General features: G+C 70.6%; 14 protein-coding genes and 2 tRNA genes. 9 read left to right on the top strand and 7 right to left on the bottom strand.

Annotated elements, in window-relative coordinates:
- Positions 1-119 precede the first annotated feature (119 nt).
- Both WCD74_RS21935 and WCD74_RS21930 read right to left on the bottom strand, forming a co-directional pair.
- On the bottom strand, positions 120-1232 hold the full coding sequence (locus tag WCD74_RS21935) for an alpha/beta fold hydrolase (RefSeq protein ID WP_337697015.1): 1113 nt from the start codon (positions 1230-1232) through the stop codon (positions 120-122).
- A gap of 19 nt (positions 1233-1251) precedes the next feature.
- On the bottom strand, positions 1252-2826 hold the full coding sequence (locus WCD74_RS21930) for a class I adenylate-forming enzyme family protein (RefSeq protein ID WP_337697014.1): 1575 nt from the start codon (positions 2824-2826) through the stop codon (positions 1252-1254).
- Positions 2827-2926: 100 nt separating this feature from the next.
- Between WCD74_RS21930 and WCD74_RS21925 the strand changes: the two genes are divergently transcribed.
- Positions 2927-4030: a zinc-binding dehydrogenase gene (locus WCD74_RS21925; protein ID WP_337697013.1), complete on the top strand. Its 1104-nt coding sequence runs from the start codon at positions 2927-2929 to the stop codon at positions 4028-4030.
- A 73-nt stretch (positions 4031-4103) separates the two neighbouring features.
- Here WCD74_RS21925 and WCD74_RS21920 read toward each other — a convergent pair whose 3' ends face one another.
- Positions 4104-5297, bottom strand: a complete 1194-nt coding sequence (locus tag WCD74_RS21920) for a CaiB/BaiF CoA transferase family protein (protein WP_337697012.1) — start codon at positions 5295-5297, stop codon at positions 4104-4106.
- Positions 5294-6694 carry an MmgE/PrpD family protein gene (locus WCD74_RS21915; protein ID WP_337697011.1) on the bottom strand — a complete coding sequence of 467 codons (1401 nt, stop codon included), beginning with the start codon at positions 6692-6694 and terminating at the stop codon, positions 5294-5296. Before WCD74_RS21915 ends, WCD74_RS21920 begins: the two co-directional genes overlap by 4 nt.
- Positions 6695-6787: 93 nt before the next feature.
- On the opposite strand from WCD74_RS21915, the gene WCD74_RS21910 reads away from it, so the two are divergent.
- The 5 genes from WCD74_RS21910 (at position 6788) to WCD74_RS21890 (ending at position 11243) form a co-directional block, all read left to right on the top strand.
- On the top strand, positions 6788-7258 hold the full coding sequence (locus tag WCD74_RS21910) for a MaoC family dehydratase (protein ID WP_337697010.1): 471 nt from the start codon (positions 6788-6790) through the stop codon (positions 7256-7258).
- A 19-nt stretch (positions 7259-7277) separates the two neighbouring features.
- A complete protein-coding gene (locus WCD74_RS21905; RefSeq protein WP_337697009.1) occupies positions 7278-8435 on the top strand; it encodes an acyl-CoA dehydrogenase family protein in 1158 nt (385 codons plus the stop codon).
- Positions 8435-9172 (top strand): 3-oxoacyl-ACP reductase FabG, encoded by a 738-nt coding sequence (fabG, locus tag WCD74_RS21900; protein ID WP_337697008.1) that lies wholly within the window; start codon positions 8435-8437, stop codon positions 9170-9172. Before WCD74_RS21905 ends, fabG begins: the two co-directional genes overlap by 1 nt.
- A gap of 11 nt (positions 9173-9183) precedes the next feature.
- A complete protein-coding gene (locus WCD74_RS21895) occupies positions 9184-10305 on the top strand; it encodes a CaiB/BaiF CoA transferase family protein (protein WP_337697007.1) in 1122 nt (373 codons plus the stop codon).
- Between the two features lie 71 nt (positions 10306-10376).
- On the top strand, positions 10377-11243 hold the full coding sequence (locus WCD74_RS21890; RefSeq protein ID WP_337697006.1) for an MBL fold metallo-hydrolase: 867 nt from the start codon (positions 10377-10379) through the stop codon (positions 11241-11243).
- Between the two features lie 16 nt (positions 11244-11259).
- On the opposite strand, the gene WCD74_RS21885 is transcribed toward WCD74_RS21890, so the two are convergent.
- Positions 11260-12189: an alpha/beta hydrolase gene (locus WCD74_RS21885; RefSeq protein ID WP_337697005.1), complete on the bottom strand. Its 930-nt coding sequence runs from the start codon at positions 12187-12189 to the stop codon at positions 11260-11262.
- Between the two features lie 213 nt (positions 12190-12402).
- On the opposite strand from WCD74_RS21885, the gene WCD74_RS21880 reads away from it, so the two are divergent.
- The 3 genes from WCD74_RS21880 to WCD74_RS21870 are packed head-to-tail and all read left to right on the top strand — an operon-like array spanning position 12403 to position 15437.
- On the top strand, positions 12403-13818 hold the full coding sequence (locus WCD74_RS21880) for an aldehyde dehydrogenase (RefSeq protein ID WP_337697004.1): 1416 nt from the start codon (positions 12403-12405) through the stop codon (positions 13816-13818).
- 15 nt (positions 13819-13833) lie between these two features.
- Positions 13834-14370 (top strand): cupin domain-containing protein, encoded by a 537-nt coding sequence (locus WCD74_RS21875; RefSeq protein ID WP_337697003.1) that lies wholly within the window; start codon positions 13834-13836, stop codon positions 14368-14370.
- Positions 14367-15437 (top strand): zinc-dependent alcohol dehydrogenase family protein, encoded by a 1071-nt coding sequence (locus WCD74_RS21870; protein WP_337697002.1) that lies wholly within the window; start codon positions 14367-14369, stop codon positions 15435-15437. Before WCD74_RS21875 ends, WCD74_RS21870 begins: the two co-directional genes overlap by 4 nt.
- A gap of 172 nt (positions 15438-15609) precedes the next feature.
- Here WCD74_RS21870 and WCD74_RS21865 read toward each other — a convergent pair.
- Together WCD74_RS21865 and WCD74_RS21860 are read right to left on the bottom strand one after the other, a co-directional pair.
- Positions 15610-15682 (bottom strand) — tRNA-Lys (locus WCD74_RS21865).
- A 61-nt stretch (positions 15683-15743) separates the two neighbouring features.
- Positions 15744-15816 (bottom strand) — tRNA-His (locus WCD74_RS21860).
- Positions 15817-15848: the final 32 nt, after the last annotated feature.

The following is a 15848-nucleotide window of genomic DNA, read 5'->3' as shown; positions in this document are numbered from 1 at the left end:
GGCGGTGTTGTAGATCGAACGCACCACGTCCACGCCGAGGTCGGCGCCGGACTGCACCCGCTGGGCGAGCCCGCCCGGGCTCCAACCCGGGGTCGGCGCGGCCTCTCGCGCCGGCTCGATCACCGACGGCAGCGGGGCCTCGCCGGCCCGCCACCGGATCCACTCCGCGACGCGCGGCCAGGTCCACCGCCGCGCGCCGCCGCCCGCGACGATGCCGAAGTGTCCGGTGTGCAGGACCAGCTGGTGGATGTCGGCGCGGGGGGCGGCGGCCACCACCGAGCGGACCGACCGGGGTGGCCCTCCCGGTCGATGTCGCCGATGACGAGCAGCATCGGGAGTGTGAGGTCGGCCAAGGAGACGGTCCTGTCCTCGATCAGCAGGCCGCCGTCGCGCAACCGGTTGGTGACCAGCACGTTCTCCAGCAGGTCCCGGAACGACGGGCCGGCGTAGTGCGTCCAGCCGTCGTGGGCGAGGAACCGACGTTGCTGCTCGCCGGGGAGCAGGCGCTCCCGGTCGTGGAGCTGCCGCACGTAGGCGAGTTCGAACTGCAGCGCCTTGAGCGGTTCGAGCAACCGGGTGGCCGAGCGGTTGAACCAGCCCGGCAGGGAGAGACGGTCGGCCAGGCCGGTCTGGAGCAGGCCGCGGGCGATCGAGGCGTAGGAGTCGAACGACAGCGGGATGGGCAAGGGAGCGGCGCCGAAGTCGACCGGCGAGCCGAAGGCGATGACCGAGTCGATCCCGTCGCCTCGGCGGTAGGCCGCCGCCTCGTAGCAGAACATGCCCCCCTGCGAGTAGCCGCCGAGCACGACGTCGCGTCCGGTCTCCGTCACGACGGCGGCCACCGCGTCGCTCACCGCGATCACGTGGTCGGCGACGTCACGCTCCAGGCCTCCGGGCTCCGCCTCGGGGCGGCCGAAGTCGACGACCCAGACGTCGACGCCGGCCTCGTGGACCGCGCGGACCGAGCTGGACCGCGGCGCGGTGTCGTAGACCTCGGTCATCATCATCAGCGGCGGGACGAGCAGCAGCGCCGGCAGGCCCTCCGGTGCCGCCTGCGGGAAGTAGTGGCGCAGCCGGAAGGTGGGCGTGGCGAAGCGCACCTCGTACGGCGAGGTCTCGGGGTCCACCCGCAGGCCGCCGAACCACACGTACTCCGCGGCGTTACGTCCGAGCGCCTCGACCTGTCGCGCGGCGCCGAGCGCGCCGGCCAGGGCCTCTTTGGGACCCGGCATCCGTCCGAGGCCCAGCACCTCAGGCCTCCACCGCGTCGGTGTGGGCGGTGCTGAAGCGCTCCCGCAGGACGTTCTTCTGGACCTTGCCACCCGCGTTGCGGGGCAGGGCGTCCACGACGTGGAAGTGCTTGGGCACCTTGTACTTCGCGAGTCGCTGTGTGAGCCAGTCCCGGATGGCGTCGACGTCGAGATCTGCGTCGTCCCGTGCCACGAGCACGGCGGCCCCGACCTCGACGTACTTCGCGTCCGGCACGCCGATCACGGCGGCGTCCGCGACGGCGGCGTGACCGGTGATGATCATCTCGACCTCGGCCGGGTAGACGTTCTCGCCGCCGCTGCGGTACATGTCCTTCGCGCGGCCGGCGATCGTCAGGTAGCCGGCGGCGTCGACGACCCCGAGGTCACCGGAGCGGCACCAGCCGTCGGAGAAGGTCACGGCGTTCGCGTCCGGCCGGTTCCAGTATCCGATGCTGACGCCGCCGCTGCGCACGCAGATCTCGCCGACCTCGTCCGCCTCGGTGAGCGTGCCGTCCGGGCGCACGACCTTGACCTCGGTCATCGCCTGGGGACGACCGATACTGCGTTCGTGCCCGCGGGCCACGTCGAACTCGAGGCTCGTGCTGACCGCGCCGCCCTCGGTCAGGCTGTAGGACTGCACCAGCGCGACGCCCGGCAGCAGGCGCTGCAGTGAGTCGTAGACCCACGGCATGACGACGTCGCCGCCGGTGACGATCCGCTGCAGGCTCGACGGGACCCGGGCGATGAGTTCATCGGAGCGCAGCAGCTCGAAGAGCATGAACGGGTAGAGCAGCATGTTCGTCGTGCCGTACATGCCGGCGACGTCGAGGAAGCTCTCGAGGGTGAAGCCGCCGGACGGGAAGGTCACCGCCGTCCCGTGGGTGATCAGGGAGGGGAGCAGGAGCACCTCGAAGCCGCCGGCGTGGAAGAGGGGGCCGCTGGTCTGGGCCACGGTCTGCTCGTCGAGGCGCCAGCGCTGGGCCTGGATGGTCCCGATCCACAGCGCGTTGCCGTGGGAGAACAGCGCCCCCTTCGGCCGGCCGGTGGTCCCGGAGGAATACATCAGGGTCGCAGCATCGTCGAAGCCGACCTCCGGGAATCCCGTGCCGTCGGCCTCCTGTGCGGCGAACACCCCGAGGGGCGTGGCCCAGTCGGGCACGTCGTGCCCGTCGGGTCGTACCACGTAGGCGGTGACCGGGACGTCGTCGCGGATCGCGCCGACGGTGTCGCCGAACTCGGCGTCGAGGACGAGCAGGCTCGCGCCCGAATCGTTCAGCGCGAACGTCAGCTCCGGGCCGGTGAGGCGCCAGTTGAGCCGTACCGAGATCGCGCCTGCCCGGCCGATCGCCAGGTACAGGGCGATGTAGTCGGTGGAGTTCCGCAGGAGCACCCCGACCCTGTCACCCCGAGCCACCCCCGCGGCGCGGAGGGCAGCCGCGTAACGCAGCTCCAGCGCCCGCAGCTCGCGCCAGGTCAGCGCCGCCTCGCCCCCGAGCGCGATCGCGGGCCGGTCCGGATCGACGGCCGGCATCTGGCCGGCGATCGAGTCGGTGATGTACGTCAGGCTCATCCCCATCGAGGCCTCCGGGTGCACGTCGCCGTCTTGGAACATAATATATTTTCAGAGTCGATGGAGGGGCAAGTGCCTCTCCCGCGGATGGAGAGGTCGATCATCGATGACCGAGACCGGACGGGCCGCGCTCTTCTTCGGCCCCGGCAAGCCTTTCGCGCTCACCGAGCTGCCGGTGCCGGAGCCGGAGCCCGGCGCGCTGGTCATGCGGGTCACCCGCGCGAACGTGTGTGGCTCCGACCTGCACATCTGGCGGGGTGACGGCGCCCTGGGCGCCCGGGCGCGCGACGACGGCCGCCTCATCGGCCACGAGATGACCGGGGTGGTGCACACCCTCGGTGACGGCGTCACCCACGACTGGGCCGGCACGCCGCTCGCCGTCGGGGACCGCATCGTCTGCCAGTACTTCGCGCCCTGCGGGAGGTGCCGCCCGTGCCTGCGCGGCCGCAGCGAGGCGTGCGTGAACTCCGGCCGGGTTTTCCTGGGGCGCCCGAGCGATTTCCCGTACTTCCGAGGGTCCTTCGGTGACTACTTCTACATCCACCCGACCATGGCGGTGTTCCGGGTGCCGGACGCGGTGAGCGACGCGTCCGCGGCGGGGGTGAACTGCGCGCTGGCTCAGATGGTCATGGCGCTCGAGCGCGGTGAGGTCGGGATGGGGGACCGTGTGGTGGTGCAGGGCGCCGGCGGGCTCGGCCTCTACGCCACCGCGCTCGCGAAGGAGCGCGGGGCGGAGCAGGTGGTCGTCATCGACGGCGTCGCCGAACGCCTGGAGATGGCCCGGCGCATGGGCGCCGACGAGGTCGTCGACCTCCGCGAGTACGCCGACGCCAAGGCCCGCGTCGCGCGGGTACGGGACCTCACCGACGGCGGGGGCGATGTCGTCTGCGAGCTGGTCGGGCACCCGTCGGTGATCGAGGAGGGCCTGCGCATGGTGGCCCCCGCCGGGCGCTACCTCGAGCTGGGCACCTTCTACCCGGGGAGCACCGCGGCCGTCGACCCCGGTGTCCTCGTCATGCGCAACATCGACCTCCGGTCGGTGTCGTTCTACGACGCGTGGAGCCTGCAGCAGGCCCTCGGCTTCCTGGCGCGCCACGGCGAGCGGCTCGGGCTCGGGTCCGCGTCCGTCGAGTTCGGGCTGGAGGAGATCGACAGTGCATTCGCAGCTCAGGACGCCGGGCAGGTCGCGCGGGCTTCGATCGTGATGTGACCTCCTGTCCCGGCGTCGGACCTCGACGCCGGGACACCGGGTCCAGTGGGACCTCAGCCTCTAGATGACGCGTTCACACCGGCGGCCCCTCGTCCGTGGCCGTCCGGAGTACGTCGAGCGCGATCAGCTTCTCGACCTGTTCGTCGTCGTAGACCTCACCCGCGACCTCCCGGGTGTGTTGGCCGATCCTCGGCGTGGGGCCCCCGCGGTCGGGGCGGGTGCCGTCGAAGCGCCACGGCGGACGGAGCAGGCGCATGCCGTGCGCGGCCGGCTCGAACAGCTCGAGCCACTCCGTCTGCGGGTGTTCGATGTACGTCGCCATGGTCTGGACCGGCGCGAAGGGGACGTCGAACCGCGTCAGCAGCTCCTCCCACTCCGCCTGGGAGCGTTTCGCGAACTCGGCCTCGACGATCGGGACGAGCGCGAAGTAGTTGGCCTCGCGATGCCGGTACGGGGTGAAACGCGGGTCGTCGAGGAGGTCCGGGCGCTCCATCGCTGCGCACAGGTTGCGCCAGAACTTCTCCGAGGACGACAGGTGGACCGCGATCGCCTCCCCGGACGCCGTCGGTACGCAGAAGTTCTGGGCCTGAGGGTGTCGGGTGGTGCGGGTGGGGTCGGCGCCGGTGTCGACGTACTGGGAGAGTGCGTCGGTCGCGAGGATGCTGACCGCCTCGTACAGCGACGTGTCGACGCGGATCCCGCCCCCGGCCCGTCCGCGGCCGACCAACGCCGCGAGGATCCCCGTCGCCGAGGTCAGGCCGGTGACGACGTCGGCCAGGATCGTGCCGGAGAGCTGGGACTGACCCGGCTCGCCGAGGATCGAGTAGAGCCCGCCGTAGGCCTGGCCGATCGTGTCGTAGGCGGGCCGGTCACGGAGCGGTCCGCCGTCCCCGAACCCGTTCACCGAGGCGAAGACGAGGTCGGGGTTGAGCTCGGCGCACACGTCCGGTCCGAGACCGAGAGCGGCCAGCTTGCCGGGGCGCATGTTCTCGAACACGACGTCGTAGCGGGGGAGGAGAGCCTTGACCAGCTCCAGTCCCTCGGTGGTCTTGAGGTCGACCGCGAGGCTCCGCTTGCCGGCATTGACCTGCGCGAAGTACGGACTGCGATCGTCGTCCCGACGGCGGAAGTCGTCCCCGGCGGGCGACTCGACCTTCACGACGTCGGCACCGAGGGCAGCCAGCAGGGCGCCGCCCATCGGCATCGAGATGTATCCGCCGAGTTCGAGGACCCGGATCCCGGTCAGCGGCTTCTGCGGCGCCGTCATCGGACGATCAGCGTGTCGACGAGCGCCGAGCCCGGCCTGTCCAGGTCGGTGGAGCCGATGGCGGCGAGTGCGGTGTCGGTCTGCTCGGGCCCGAGTCGGCCCACCATGAGGTCCCGGGCCTTGGCGTCGAGTTCCGATTGCGGAATCGGGTTCTCCGCCGTCCCGAGGGAATCCTCGACGAAGAGGGTCTCCGTGGTGCCGTCGGAGAAGTGCACGGCGATGTCTGCCACCCACTTGCCGGGGTAGCCGGCGTCCAGCTCGGGACGCGGGGTGATCGTGACCCGCCGGGCGAGCTGGGCGACGTCGCTGTCATCGGTGAGCTTGAGTCGACCCTCGAAGTAGTCGTGGTGCGTGGTGAAGCCGTTGCCGTGCCCCGTGGCGGCGAGCGCGAACTGGAAGGGCAGCGAGTACTGCAGGTGCTCCAGGGCCGAGGGCGCGTAGGCGTTCACGTTCCGGTTCCCGACGACGACGTCCCCGCCGGTCTGGATGCCCATGGAGACCGACTCGATCCCGCCCGCGCGGTCGGCGAACGTCCGCGCACCGTCGACGAACCCGTGGCAGCAGCCGCAGCAGCAGTACGGCTTGATCCACACCCTGGTGATCTCGAACGGGCGGTTCGCGTCGAACCGGGCGACCGCGTCGTCGGCGATCGGCCGTCCCTTGAAGACGTCGAAGAAGCCCTTGGAGCCGGTGAGGTAACCGAGCGGCCCGGTGATCCCGGCCGCGGCCATCTCTGCGGCGCGGATGCCGTTGCGGGTGCCGATGCCGGCGTGCACGCGCTTCACCGAGCCGCCCGAGGACGTGTACTCGGTCGTGCCGGCGCTGTGGCTCATCGCGATCGAGAGCGCGTGCGTGGTCCGCTCGGCGTCGTAGCCACGCATCCTGGCGACGACCGCCGCCGCCCCGAACGGCGCGAGCAGGGCGTGCGGGTGGAACCCGCGTTCGAGCAGGTCAGGAGCGGCGAGGACGCCGATGCGGGTGTAGGCCTCGTAGCCCGCGACGATGCCGAGGAGGACGTCGCGCATCGACGCACCGTCCTCCTCGCCGACCGCCAGGGCCGCGGACACGACGGTGCTGCCGGGGTGGCTGGAACTCGCGCGGTGCGCGTCGTCGTACTCGAAACTGTGGCCGAGGGTGGCGTTGACGAATGCTGCGTCCGCGGCGCTCATCTCGTCCCCGGTCACGACGACGCGCGATCGCCCGGGGGCATGCGACCCGCGGGCGTAGTCGACGACCGCCCGGCACCACGGCAGCGTCTCGCAGCCGACCTGGAGTGCCAGTTGGTCCTGCATCAGCCGCCGCGCCCCGGCCAGCGCGTCGGCCGGCACCGCGTCGAACTCCAGTCCGGCCACCAGCGCCGCAAGGGCGGCCTCGACCGGGGGGACGTCGTTCGTCATCGCTGACTCCTCAGGCACGGTGGCGGTTGGCTCGTGGTCGAGAATAATATATTGTGCACGGAGAAGGAACCCGTCGGCGAAGGAGAACCAGCCATGCCCGGCCTGTACTTCGAGGAGCTCGAGCCCGGTCTGGTCGTCGACCACCCGACCCGGCGGACGGTCACCGAGATGGACAACGTCCTGTTCTCGAGCCTCACGCTGAACCTCGCGCCGCTGCACCTCGACGCCGAGTACTCCAAGGACTCGATCTACGGCCAGCGCCTGGTGAACAGCCTGTTCGTCCTCGGCCTGGTCTCGGGCATCACCGTGCCGGAGACGACCCAGGGCACGACGATGGGCAATCTGGGCTTCGAGAAGGTGACCTTCCCGAAGCCGGTCTTCCACGGCGACACCATCCACGTGCGGACCGAGATCGTCGATCGGCGCGAGTCGAAGAGCCGCCCCGACACCGGCATCGTCACCTTCCGCCACCTGGGCATCAACCAGCGCGACGAGATCGTCTGCGACGCGGTCCGTGTCGGGCTCATGCAGAAGCGACCCGCAGCCACCCAGGCCCAGGCCTGAGAACACCAGGAGCGCCACCATGACCGACGAGAGCGATCTCGAACTGATCCGCAAGACCGTGCGCGAGCTCGCGCGTAAGTACGACTGGGACTACTGGCGGCAGAAGGACAAGGACCACGAGTACCCGTGGGAGTTCGTCAAGGCCTTTGCCGACGGCGGGTGGCTCGGGGCGATGATCCCCGAGGAGTACGGGGGCATCGGGCTGGGGCTCGTCGAGGCCGGCGTGATGATGCAGGAGATCGCGGGCTCCGGCGCCGGGATGAGCGGCGGCTCGGCGATCCACTTCTACGTCTTCCCGCCCGCGCCCATCGTGCGGCACGGGTCGGAGGAGATGAAGCAGCGGGTGCTGCCGAAGATCGCCTCCGGCGAGTTGCTCATGGCCTTCGGCGTCACCGAGCCCACGGCGGGCGTCGACACCTCGCGCATCACGACGAAGGCGACGAAGATCGACGGCGGCTGGGTGATCAACGGCCAGAAGGTCTGGATCACCAACGCGCAGAACGCGCACAAGATCCTGCTCCTCGCGCGCACCTCGCCGCGGACCGAGGAGAAGCCCCTGGCCGGCATGACCCTCTTCTACGCCGACATGGACCGCGCGCACATCACCGTGCGCGAGATCGACAAGCTCGGCCGTGCCGCCATCGACTCGAACGAGCTGTTCATCGACGGTCTCGAGGTGGCCGACGCCGACGTCGTCGGCGAGGTCGGCAAGGGCTTCTACTACCTCGTCGACGGGCTGAACCCCGAGCGCACCGTCGTGGGACTCGAGGGGATCGGCCTGGGGAAGGCGGCCCTGGAGCTGGCCGGGCAGTACGCCAAGGACCGGCGCGTGTTCGACCGGCCGATCGGGCAGAACCAGGCGGTCGCCCATCCGCTAGCGGACTCCTGGATCCGGCTGGAGGCCGCGGAGATGGTGGCGATGAACGCCGCGCGGCTCTTCGACGAGAACAAGGCCTGCGGGCCCGAGTCCGCGGCCGCCAAGTTCCTCGGCGCCGAGGCCGGCTTCGAGGCCTGCGACCGGGCGCTGTCGACCTTCGGGGGCTACGCCTACGCGAAGGAGTACCACGTCGAGCGGCTCTGGCGGGAGGTCCGGCTGCTGCGGAACGCGCCGTTCTCCCAGGAGATGGTGCTCAACTACATCTCCAGTCAGGTCCTCAAGCTCCCGCGGGCCTACTGATGTCCGGCCTCCTCGACGGGCAGGCCGCCATCGTCACGGGAGCCGGCCAGGGGATCGGTCTCGCCATCGCGCGGGCGATCGTCGAGGCCGGAGGATCGGTGCTCGTCGCCGACCTGGACCTGGGGACGGCGAAGGAGGCCGCGACGTCGCTGGGCGAGCGTGCGGAACCGATCGCCTGCGACGTCACCTCCGGCACCGACCAGGAGACCGCCGTCCAGGCCTGCCGTGACCGATTCGGTCGGCTCGACCTGCTCGTCAACAACGCCGGGGTCACCCGCGACGGGTACATCGCGAAGCTCACCGAGTCCGACTTCGACCTCGTCGTGGACACCAGCCTCAAGGGAGCATGGCTCGGCACCCGGGCGGTGGCGCCGCTGTTCCGGTCGCAGCGGGCCGGCGCGATCGTCAACATCTCGTCGCTGTCGGGCAAGGTCGGCAACCCCGGTCAGACCAACTACAGCGCCGCGAAGGCAGGCCTCGTGGGGCTGACGAAGGCCTCCGCCAAGGAACTCGGGCCGTCAGGGGTGCGGGTGAACGCGGTTCAACCCGGCCTGGTGCGCACCGCCATGACGCTGGGCATGAAGCCCGAGATCTTCGAGGCGAAGGAGGCCGAGGTGCCCCTGGCACGGGCGGGTAGGCCCGAGGAGGTCGCGGATACCGTGGTCTTCCTCGCCTCGCCGATGGCGTCCTACGTGACCGGTGCCGTGATCGAAGTGACCGGGGGACGGGGTCTCTAGCGATGGACGTAATGACGGTGGGTCCCCTCGCCGGGGTCCGGGTGCTCGCCCTGCACGGGATGGGGCCGACGCCGTTCGCGTGCATGCTGCTCGCGGACCTCGGCGCCGACGTCGTGCGCGTGGTGCGGCCACCCAACCGACAGGGCCGCGCCCTGGCGCAGACCGACGCAATGGCCCCCGAGTACGACCTCGCCAATCGGGGGGTCACATCGGTGGAGGCGGATCTCAAGGACCCGGACGGGATCACGGCCGTGCTCCGGTTGGTGGCCGTGGCCGAGGTGTTCGTCGAGGGCTACCGACCCGGGGTGGCCGAACGTCTCGGGCTCGGACCGGCGGAGCTGCACACGGTGAACTCGACCCTGGTGTACGCCCGGTTGACCGGGTACGGGCAGAGCGGCCCGCGCTCGCAGCAGGCCGGGCACGACATCAACTACGTCGCGCAGTCCGGCGTGCTGCACGCGATGGCGCGCAGCGGCGAGGCGCCGCGACCGCCGATCAACCTGCTCGGTGACTATGCCGGTGGCGGCCTGATTGCCGCCTTCGGGATCGTCTCGGCGGTGCTCGCGGCGCGGGCCTCCGGATGTGGCCAGGTCGTCGACGCCGCGATGCTCGACGGCGTCGCGGTGCTCGGCGCGAAGATCCAGGGTCTGCGCGCGGCGGGGCGGTACTCCGACGAACCGGGCACCAACGACCTCGACTCCGGAGCCCCCTTCTACGACACCTACCGGTGTGCGGACGGGCGCCACCTCGCGGTCGGGGCGCTGGAGCCGGACTTCTACGCCGAGTTCCTCAAGGGCCTCGAGGTCGACACCTCCGGCTGGCCCGACCAGGACGACCGGCCCCGCTGGCCGGAGCTGCGGGAGCTCATCGCCGGCGCACTGGCGACCCGCACCCGCGACCGGTGGGCGGCCGTCTACGCCGGCACGGACGCGTGCGTCACCCCGGTGCTGACGTTCGACGAGGCGGCCGTCGACCCACACAACATCGCGCGTGGCGTGTATCGCGAGGTCGACGGCGTGTTGCACCCGTGCCCGGCGCCCCGCTTCTCCGCGACCCCGGCGCGGGAGCCCGCGCACCCGCCGTCGGGAACCGTCTCGTCGGACTCGGTGCTGGCGCGCTGGGTGGACTCATGAGGTCGGCGTCCGCGGCGACCGACCGTCCCCGCTTCCACTCGGATCCACCTCGCTGACGAGAGGACCTCCCCGTGTCCGCAAGCCCCGCGATCGCCGAGACCCTCGAGGTCGGCGACATCTCGATCACCTTCGTCCCCGACGGCCGCGCGCTGGTCGGGGGAGGGGCCCTGTTCCCGTCGAGCACGGAGGCCCTGTGGGCGGTCCACCCAGAGCTCTTCGCCGACGACGGTCGCCTGCTGCTGACATTCGGGGCGTTCCTCGTGCGGACGGCGGGGCGGATCCTGCTCGTGGACCTGGGCATGGGGCCGATCGATGCAGAGTTCCCTGCGGCGGACGGCCATTTCCTGGCGGGCGACCTGGTCGACAACCTGCGAATTCAGGGGGTGGCGCCGGCCGAGGTCGACACCGTCTTCTACAGCCACCTCCACCTCGACCATGTCGGCTGGACCGCTCCGGGGGGAACCTTGACCTTCCCCGGCGCGCGACACGTGGTCGGAGAGAGGGAGTTCGAGTTCTGGCGTGACCTCGACCCGGCAGCCCCCTTGGCCGGTGTCGGCCCGGGCCAGGGGGTGATCGACCCGCTCCTGGATAGGATCGAGTCCGTCGCCGACGGCGCCTCACTAGCCCCCGGGGTGGACGTCGTCTCGACCCCCGGCCACACCCCGGGCCACTGCTCGCTGGTGATCTCCTCGGGTCAGGAGCGGGCGGTCCTGCTCGGCGACGTCGTCCACTGCGCGATCCAACTCACCGACAACGACCAGGCCATGGCCTTCGACGCCGACCCGGAGCTGGCAGCCCGGACACGGGACCGGATCGCCTCCGAGCTCGAGCGCGAGCCCGGGACCACCGCGATCCCCTGTCACTTCCCCGAATCGGTCTTCGGCCGGGTCCTGCGTGTCGGCGATCGGCGGACCTGGCGCAGCAGCCGCGCCACGTAGCCGGTCCGCCGAGATCTCAGAGGTGCTCGCCGAAGAACGGGACCAGCTCGGCCAGGGCCTTCGACGTGGGCTCCGGGAGGTCGTACAGATCGTAGTGCGAGAACCCCTCCAACACGACGAGCCGCTTGTCGGCCGCGGGGGCGCGCCGGTAGATCTCCAGTCCGTCCCGGTAGGCGCCGAACGCACCAGGCCGGTCGCCGACGACCACCATGATCGGCCGAGTGAGCAGCACCTCGGCCCGCCCGAACGCGTCCCATCCAACCGCAGTGCCCTGGCGGGAGAACAGCGCGCTGGTGGCCCCGCCGGGCTGCCGACCCCGGTCGGTCTTGTAGTAGTCGGTGGCCTCGACGACGTCGATCTCCGTGACCCCGTCATCCGACGCGGCCTGTGGTGACGCGGGCAGCAGGTCGTCGACCCGCCGCGTCTCCCCGCGCGCCTCGGCCGTCCGCTGGACCGCGATCGCGTCGAGGACGGCGACCGGGTCGTAGTCCGAGAACGACTCCTGCATGAGCCGCCCGAAGTTGACCCCGGTGACGCTCCCGACGGCCTTGATGCGGCGGTCGGTCATCGTCGCGTTGATCGAGTACCCGCCCCCGCCGCAGACCCCGAGGGCGCCGATGCGGTCGGCGTCGACGTAGGGGAGCGTGACCAGGTAGTCGATCACGTGGCTGATGTCCTTGACGCGCATCGTCGGGTCCTCGACGAGGCGGGGTTCGCCGCCGCTGGCGCCCTGGAAGCTGGCGTCGAAGGCGACGACGACGTAGCCCTGGTCGGCCAGCGCGGCGCCGTAGACGGTCCCGGCCGTCTGCTCCTTGCAGCTGCCGATCGGGTGCGTGGCGACGATCGCGGGGTAGACGCCCGACGGGTCGAAGTCGTCCGGACGGTAGATGTCGGCGGCGAGCTCCCAGGCCAGGGCCGGGATGCCGACGTTCTCAACGGTGCTCATCAGCACTCCTTCGCGTCGCGATGGTCCGGGCCCACCGTGTATTAGGTCGGACGTTCCTGGCAGAGGAAGCGCGTCGGGGGGACCACGACCCCCTCCCCTTGCAGGACTTTCGGAGCCAAGGCGGTAGCAGTATGCATCGCACTTTTTATATGATACTTTCCCGACGTGCGCTCGATCACATCCCCCGAGGGGTTCTTCATAGGAGGGCGGTGGGTGGCCCCGCAGGGTGCGGACACGCTGCCGGTCACCTCCCCGTTCACCGGCGAGGTCATCGCCCGGGTCCCGTCGGCCACCACGGGCGACGTGGACGCCGCCGTGGATGCCGCCCGGCACGCGTTCGATCACGGGGACTGGCCCCGCACGTCGCTGGCCGACCGCATGGCGGTACTCGCCCGGGTCTCCGAGCTCCTCGGCAAGCAGACCGACGAGATCGCGATGGTGGTCACCAGCGAGATGGGCTGCCCCATCACCCTGTCCCGCTCGATGCAGGCGGCCGGCCCCAAGGTGCTCCTGGACAGCTTCCTCGAGCTGGCGCCGGAGTACCCGTGGCGCTCCGAGCGCGTGGCGGCGACCGGGCGAGGTCTCGTGGTCCGGGAGCCGGTCGGGGTGGTCGCGGCCGTCGTGCCGTGGAACGCCCCGTTGCTCATCTCGATCATGAAGCTCGCGCCCGCGCTCCTGGCCGGGTGCACCGTCGTCCTGAAGCCGGCTCCCGAGACCCCGCTCGACGCCTATCTGCTCGCCGGGCTCCTCGAGGAGGCAGGCCTCCCCGACGGGGTCGTCAACGTGGTTCCCGCCGACCGGGAGGTGTCCGAACACCTCGTCACCCATTCCGGTGTCGACAAGGTCGCCTTCACGGGTTCGACCGCGGCGGGTCGTCGGATCGCCTCGCTGTGCGGGCAGGACCTCAAGCGGGTCACTCTCGAGCTCGGGGGCAAGTCGGCCGCGGTGGTGCTCGACGACGCGGACATGGCGACCGCCGCCGAGTCGCTGCGCATCGGGTCGTTCCGCAATTCCGGGCAGGTCTGCAGCCTGAAGACGCGGATCGTCGTGCCCCGGTCCCGTCACGACGAGTTCCTCGAGGCCTTCACCGCGGTCGTCTCGAGCATGCCCGTCGGCGATCCGATGGACGACGCCACCCAGATCGGGCCACTCGTGAGCGCCCGACAGCGGGAGCGGGTCGAGGGCTACATCGCCTCGGGCCGCGAGCAGGGCGCGCAGATCACCCTCGGGGGAGGGCGTCCGGGCGGGTTCGACTCCGGGTTCTTCGTGGAGCCGACCGTGTTCACGGGGGTCACCTCGGACATGCGCATCGCGCAGGAGGAGATCTTCGGCCCCGTCGTCGGGATCCTCGCCTACGACGACGAGGACGAGGCGGTCGCCATCGCGAACGACTCCAGCTACGGCCTCAACGGATCGGTGTTCACTGCCGATCCGCAGCGCGGCGTCGCCGTCGCCCGACGCCTGCGCACCGGCACGGTCGAGATCAACGGCAATCCGGTTGGCTTCCACAGCCCGATCGGCGGCTTCAAGTCCAGCGGCATCGGCCGCGAGGCCGGACCGGAGGGGTTCGACTCCTACGTCGAGCTCAAGTCCATCGGTCTCCCACGAGACCTGACCCTCACCAGCTGAAGGAGAGCAGAGATCATGGCAGGCAAGCACCTTGAGGCCCAGGCCCGCGTCGTCGTCTCCGGCCTCGACGAGAACGGCAAGTCCACGATCGTCAGCGACGGGAACACCGCGACCCGCATCGCTGCGCCCGGGTTCACCGTCATGGACACCTGGCAGGTCGACGCCGTCCCAGCCGCGGTCGGTTCCAAGGCCACGCTCGGCGACGCGCCGGTCATCGACCCGCCGAAGAGCGGCCTCGTCGTCCGGCTCGCGAGCTTCCCGCCGGACAACGAGTTCGACGCTGCCGCCTACGCCGCCTCGCTCGACGACTTCGGTGGCGGCGACTCGCACGGAGGAGCGGACGAGGGCGCCGAGGGAGGCCTCTGGCACGAGACGGACACCGTCGACGTCGTGACGGTGATCAAGGGCGAGCTGTACGCGGTGATGGAGACGGGCGAGACGCTCCTGCGCGAGGGCGACACCTTCGTGACCCGCGGCGTCAAGCACATCTGGAGCAACCGCACCGACGAGCCCGTGCTGATCGTGGCGACGATGATGGCGGGTACCCGATGAGGGGCATCGTCTTCGCCGGCGACAAGCAGCTGGCGATCGAGGAGTTCCCCGACCCGAAGCCCGGGCCCGACGACGTCGTGCTCGACATCAAGGCCTCCGGGCTCTGCGGCAGCGACCTCAAGTTCTATCGCGACCCGCCCGGTGCAGCGCTCAAGGCGCTCGGGTTCAAGAGCTTCGACGAGCGCGGCGTCGAGGGGGTCCCGTCGATCATCGCGGGCCACGAGCCGTGCGGGGTGATCGCCGAGGTCGGCTCCGACGTCGACCCGCGGGCGTTCAAGGTCGGCGACCGCGTCATGCAGTTCCACTACGACGGCTGCGGGTTCTGCGACCTGTGCCGCTCGGGCTGGACCCAGATGTGTCCGCAGGGCGCGACGATCTACGGGGCGACCGCCCACGGCGGCCACGCGAACCACATGCTCGCCCCGGCGAAGACCCTCGTGCACCTGCCCGAGTCGATCAGCTTCTCGGCGGGCGCGGCGATCGCGTGCGGCACCGGCACGGCGTACGGCGCGCTGCGGCGCACCGACGTCACCGCCGCCGACACCGTGGCCGTGTTCGGGATCGGCCCGATCGGTCAGTCGACCGTCCAGTTCGCGAGCGCGATGGGCGCGACCGTGATCGCGGTGGACGTCGCGGACTCGAAGCTCTCGCGGGCGACCGAGTTCGGCGCCCACCACGTCGTGAACTCCGCGGAGACCGACGCGGTCGCCGCGATCAAGGAGCTCACCGGCGGGCGCGGCGCGACAGTGTCCATTGAGTGCTCGGGCGCGCCGGTCGCCCGGCAGGCAGCGGTGCGCTGCCTGGCCGTGTGGGGTCGCTCGGCGATGGTCGGTCTCGGTGGCGAGCTGACCCTCGATGTGGCGCCGGACATCGTGATCAAGCAGATCACGATCTACGGCACCTACACGTTCTCCAACGTCGGGCTGGGGGAGTGCGCCCGCTTCGTCGCCGACCACGGCATCGACGTGGACAAGCTGTTCACCGATCGGTGGACGATCGACGACGCGGACGAGGCGTACAGGGTCTTCGACAAGCAGGAGCGCGGCAAGGCCGTCATCGAGTTCTGACCGTCCCGACGGCGGGTCCCCGTGCCCGCCGTCGGTTCTCGGTCCTCGCTCCGTCGGAGGAGAACACGGATGTCGTCGTTCGAGGGGAAGGTCGCTCTGGTGACGGGCGACGGCCACGCGCCGTTGCTCCTTGAGAGAAGACGACGGCAGACTGCTGACCTGCAACGAAGGGTGCGCCGTCAGGGACTCGAACCCCGAACCCAGTGATTAAGAGTCACTTGCTCTGCCCATTGAGCTAACGGCGCGTGACCAGAAGACTAACAGTGCTGATCTTCCGGTCCGGCAGCGGGGTGCCGCTGCCGTCCGGGTGAGTGACGGGACTTGAACCCGCGACACCTGGGATCACAACCCAGTGCTCTGCCAACTGAGCTACACCCACCATTGGCTGCCACCGGCGTCCCGGCGACGACG

It is taken from the genome of Actinomycetospora aurantiaca, from assembly GCF_037401875.1.
Taxonomy (GTDB): domain Bacteria; phylum Actinomycetota; class Actinomycetes; order Mycobacteriales; family Pseudonocardiaceae; genus Actinomycetospora; species Actinomycetospora aurantiaca.
Note: the sequence above shows the minus strand (reverse complement) of the source record. Positions and strands in the feature narration are given on the sequence as shown.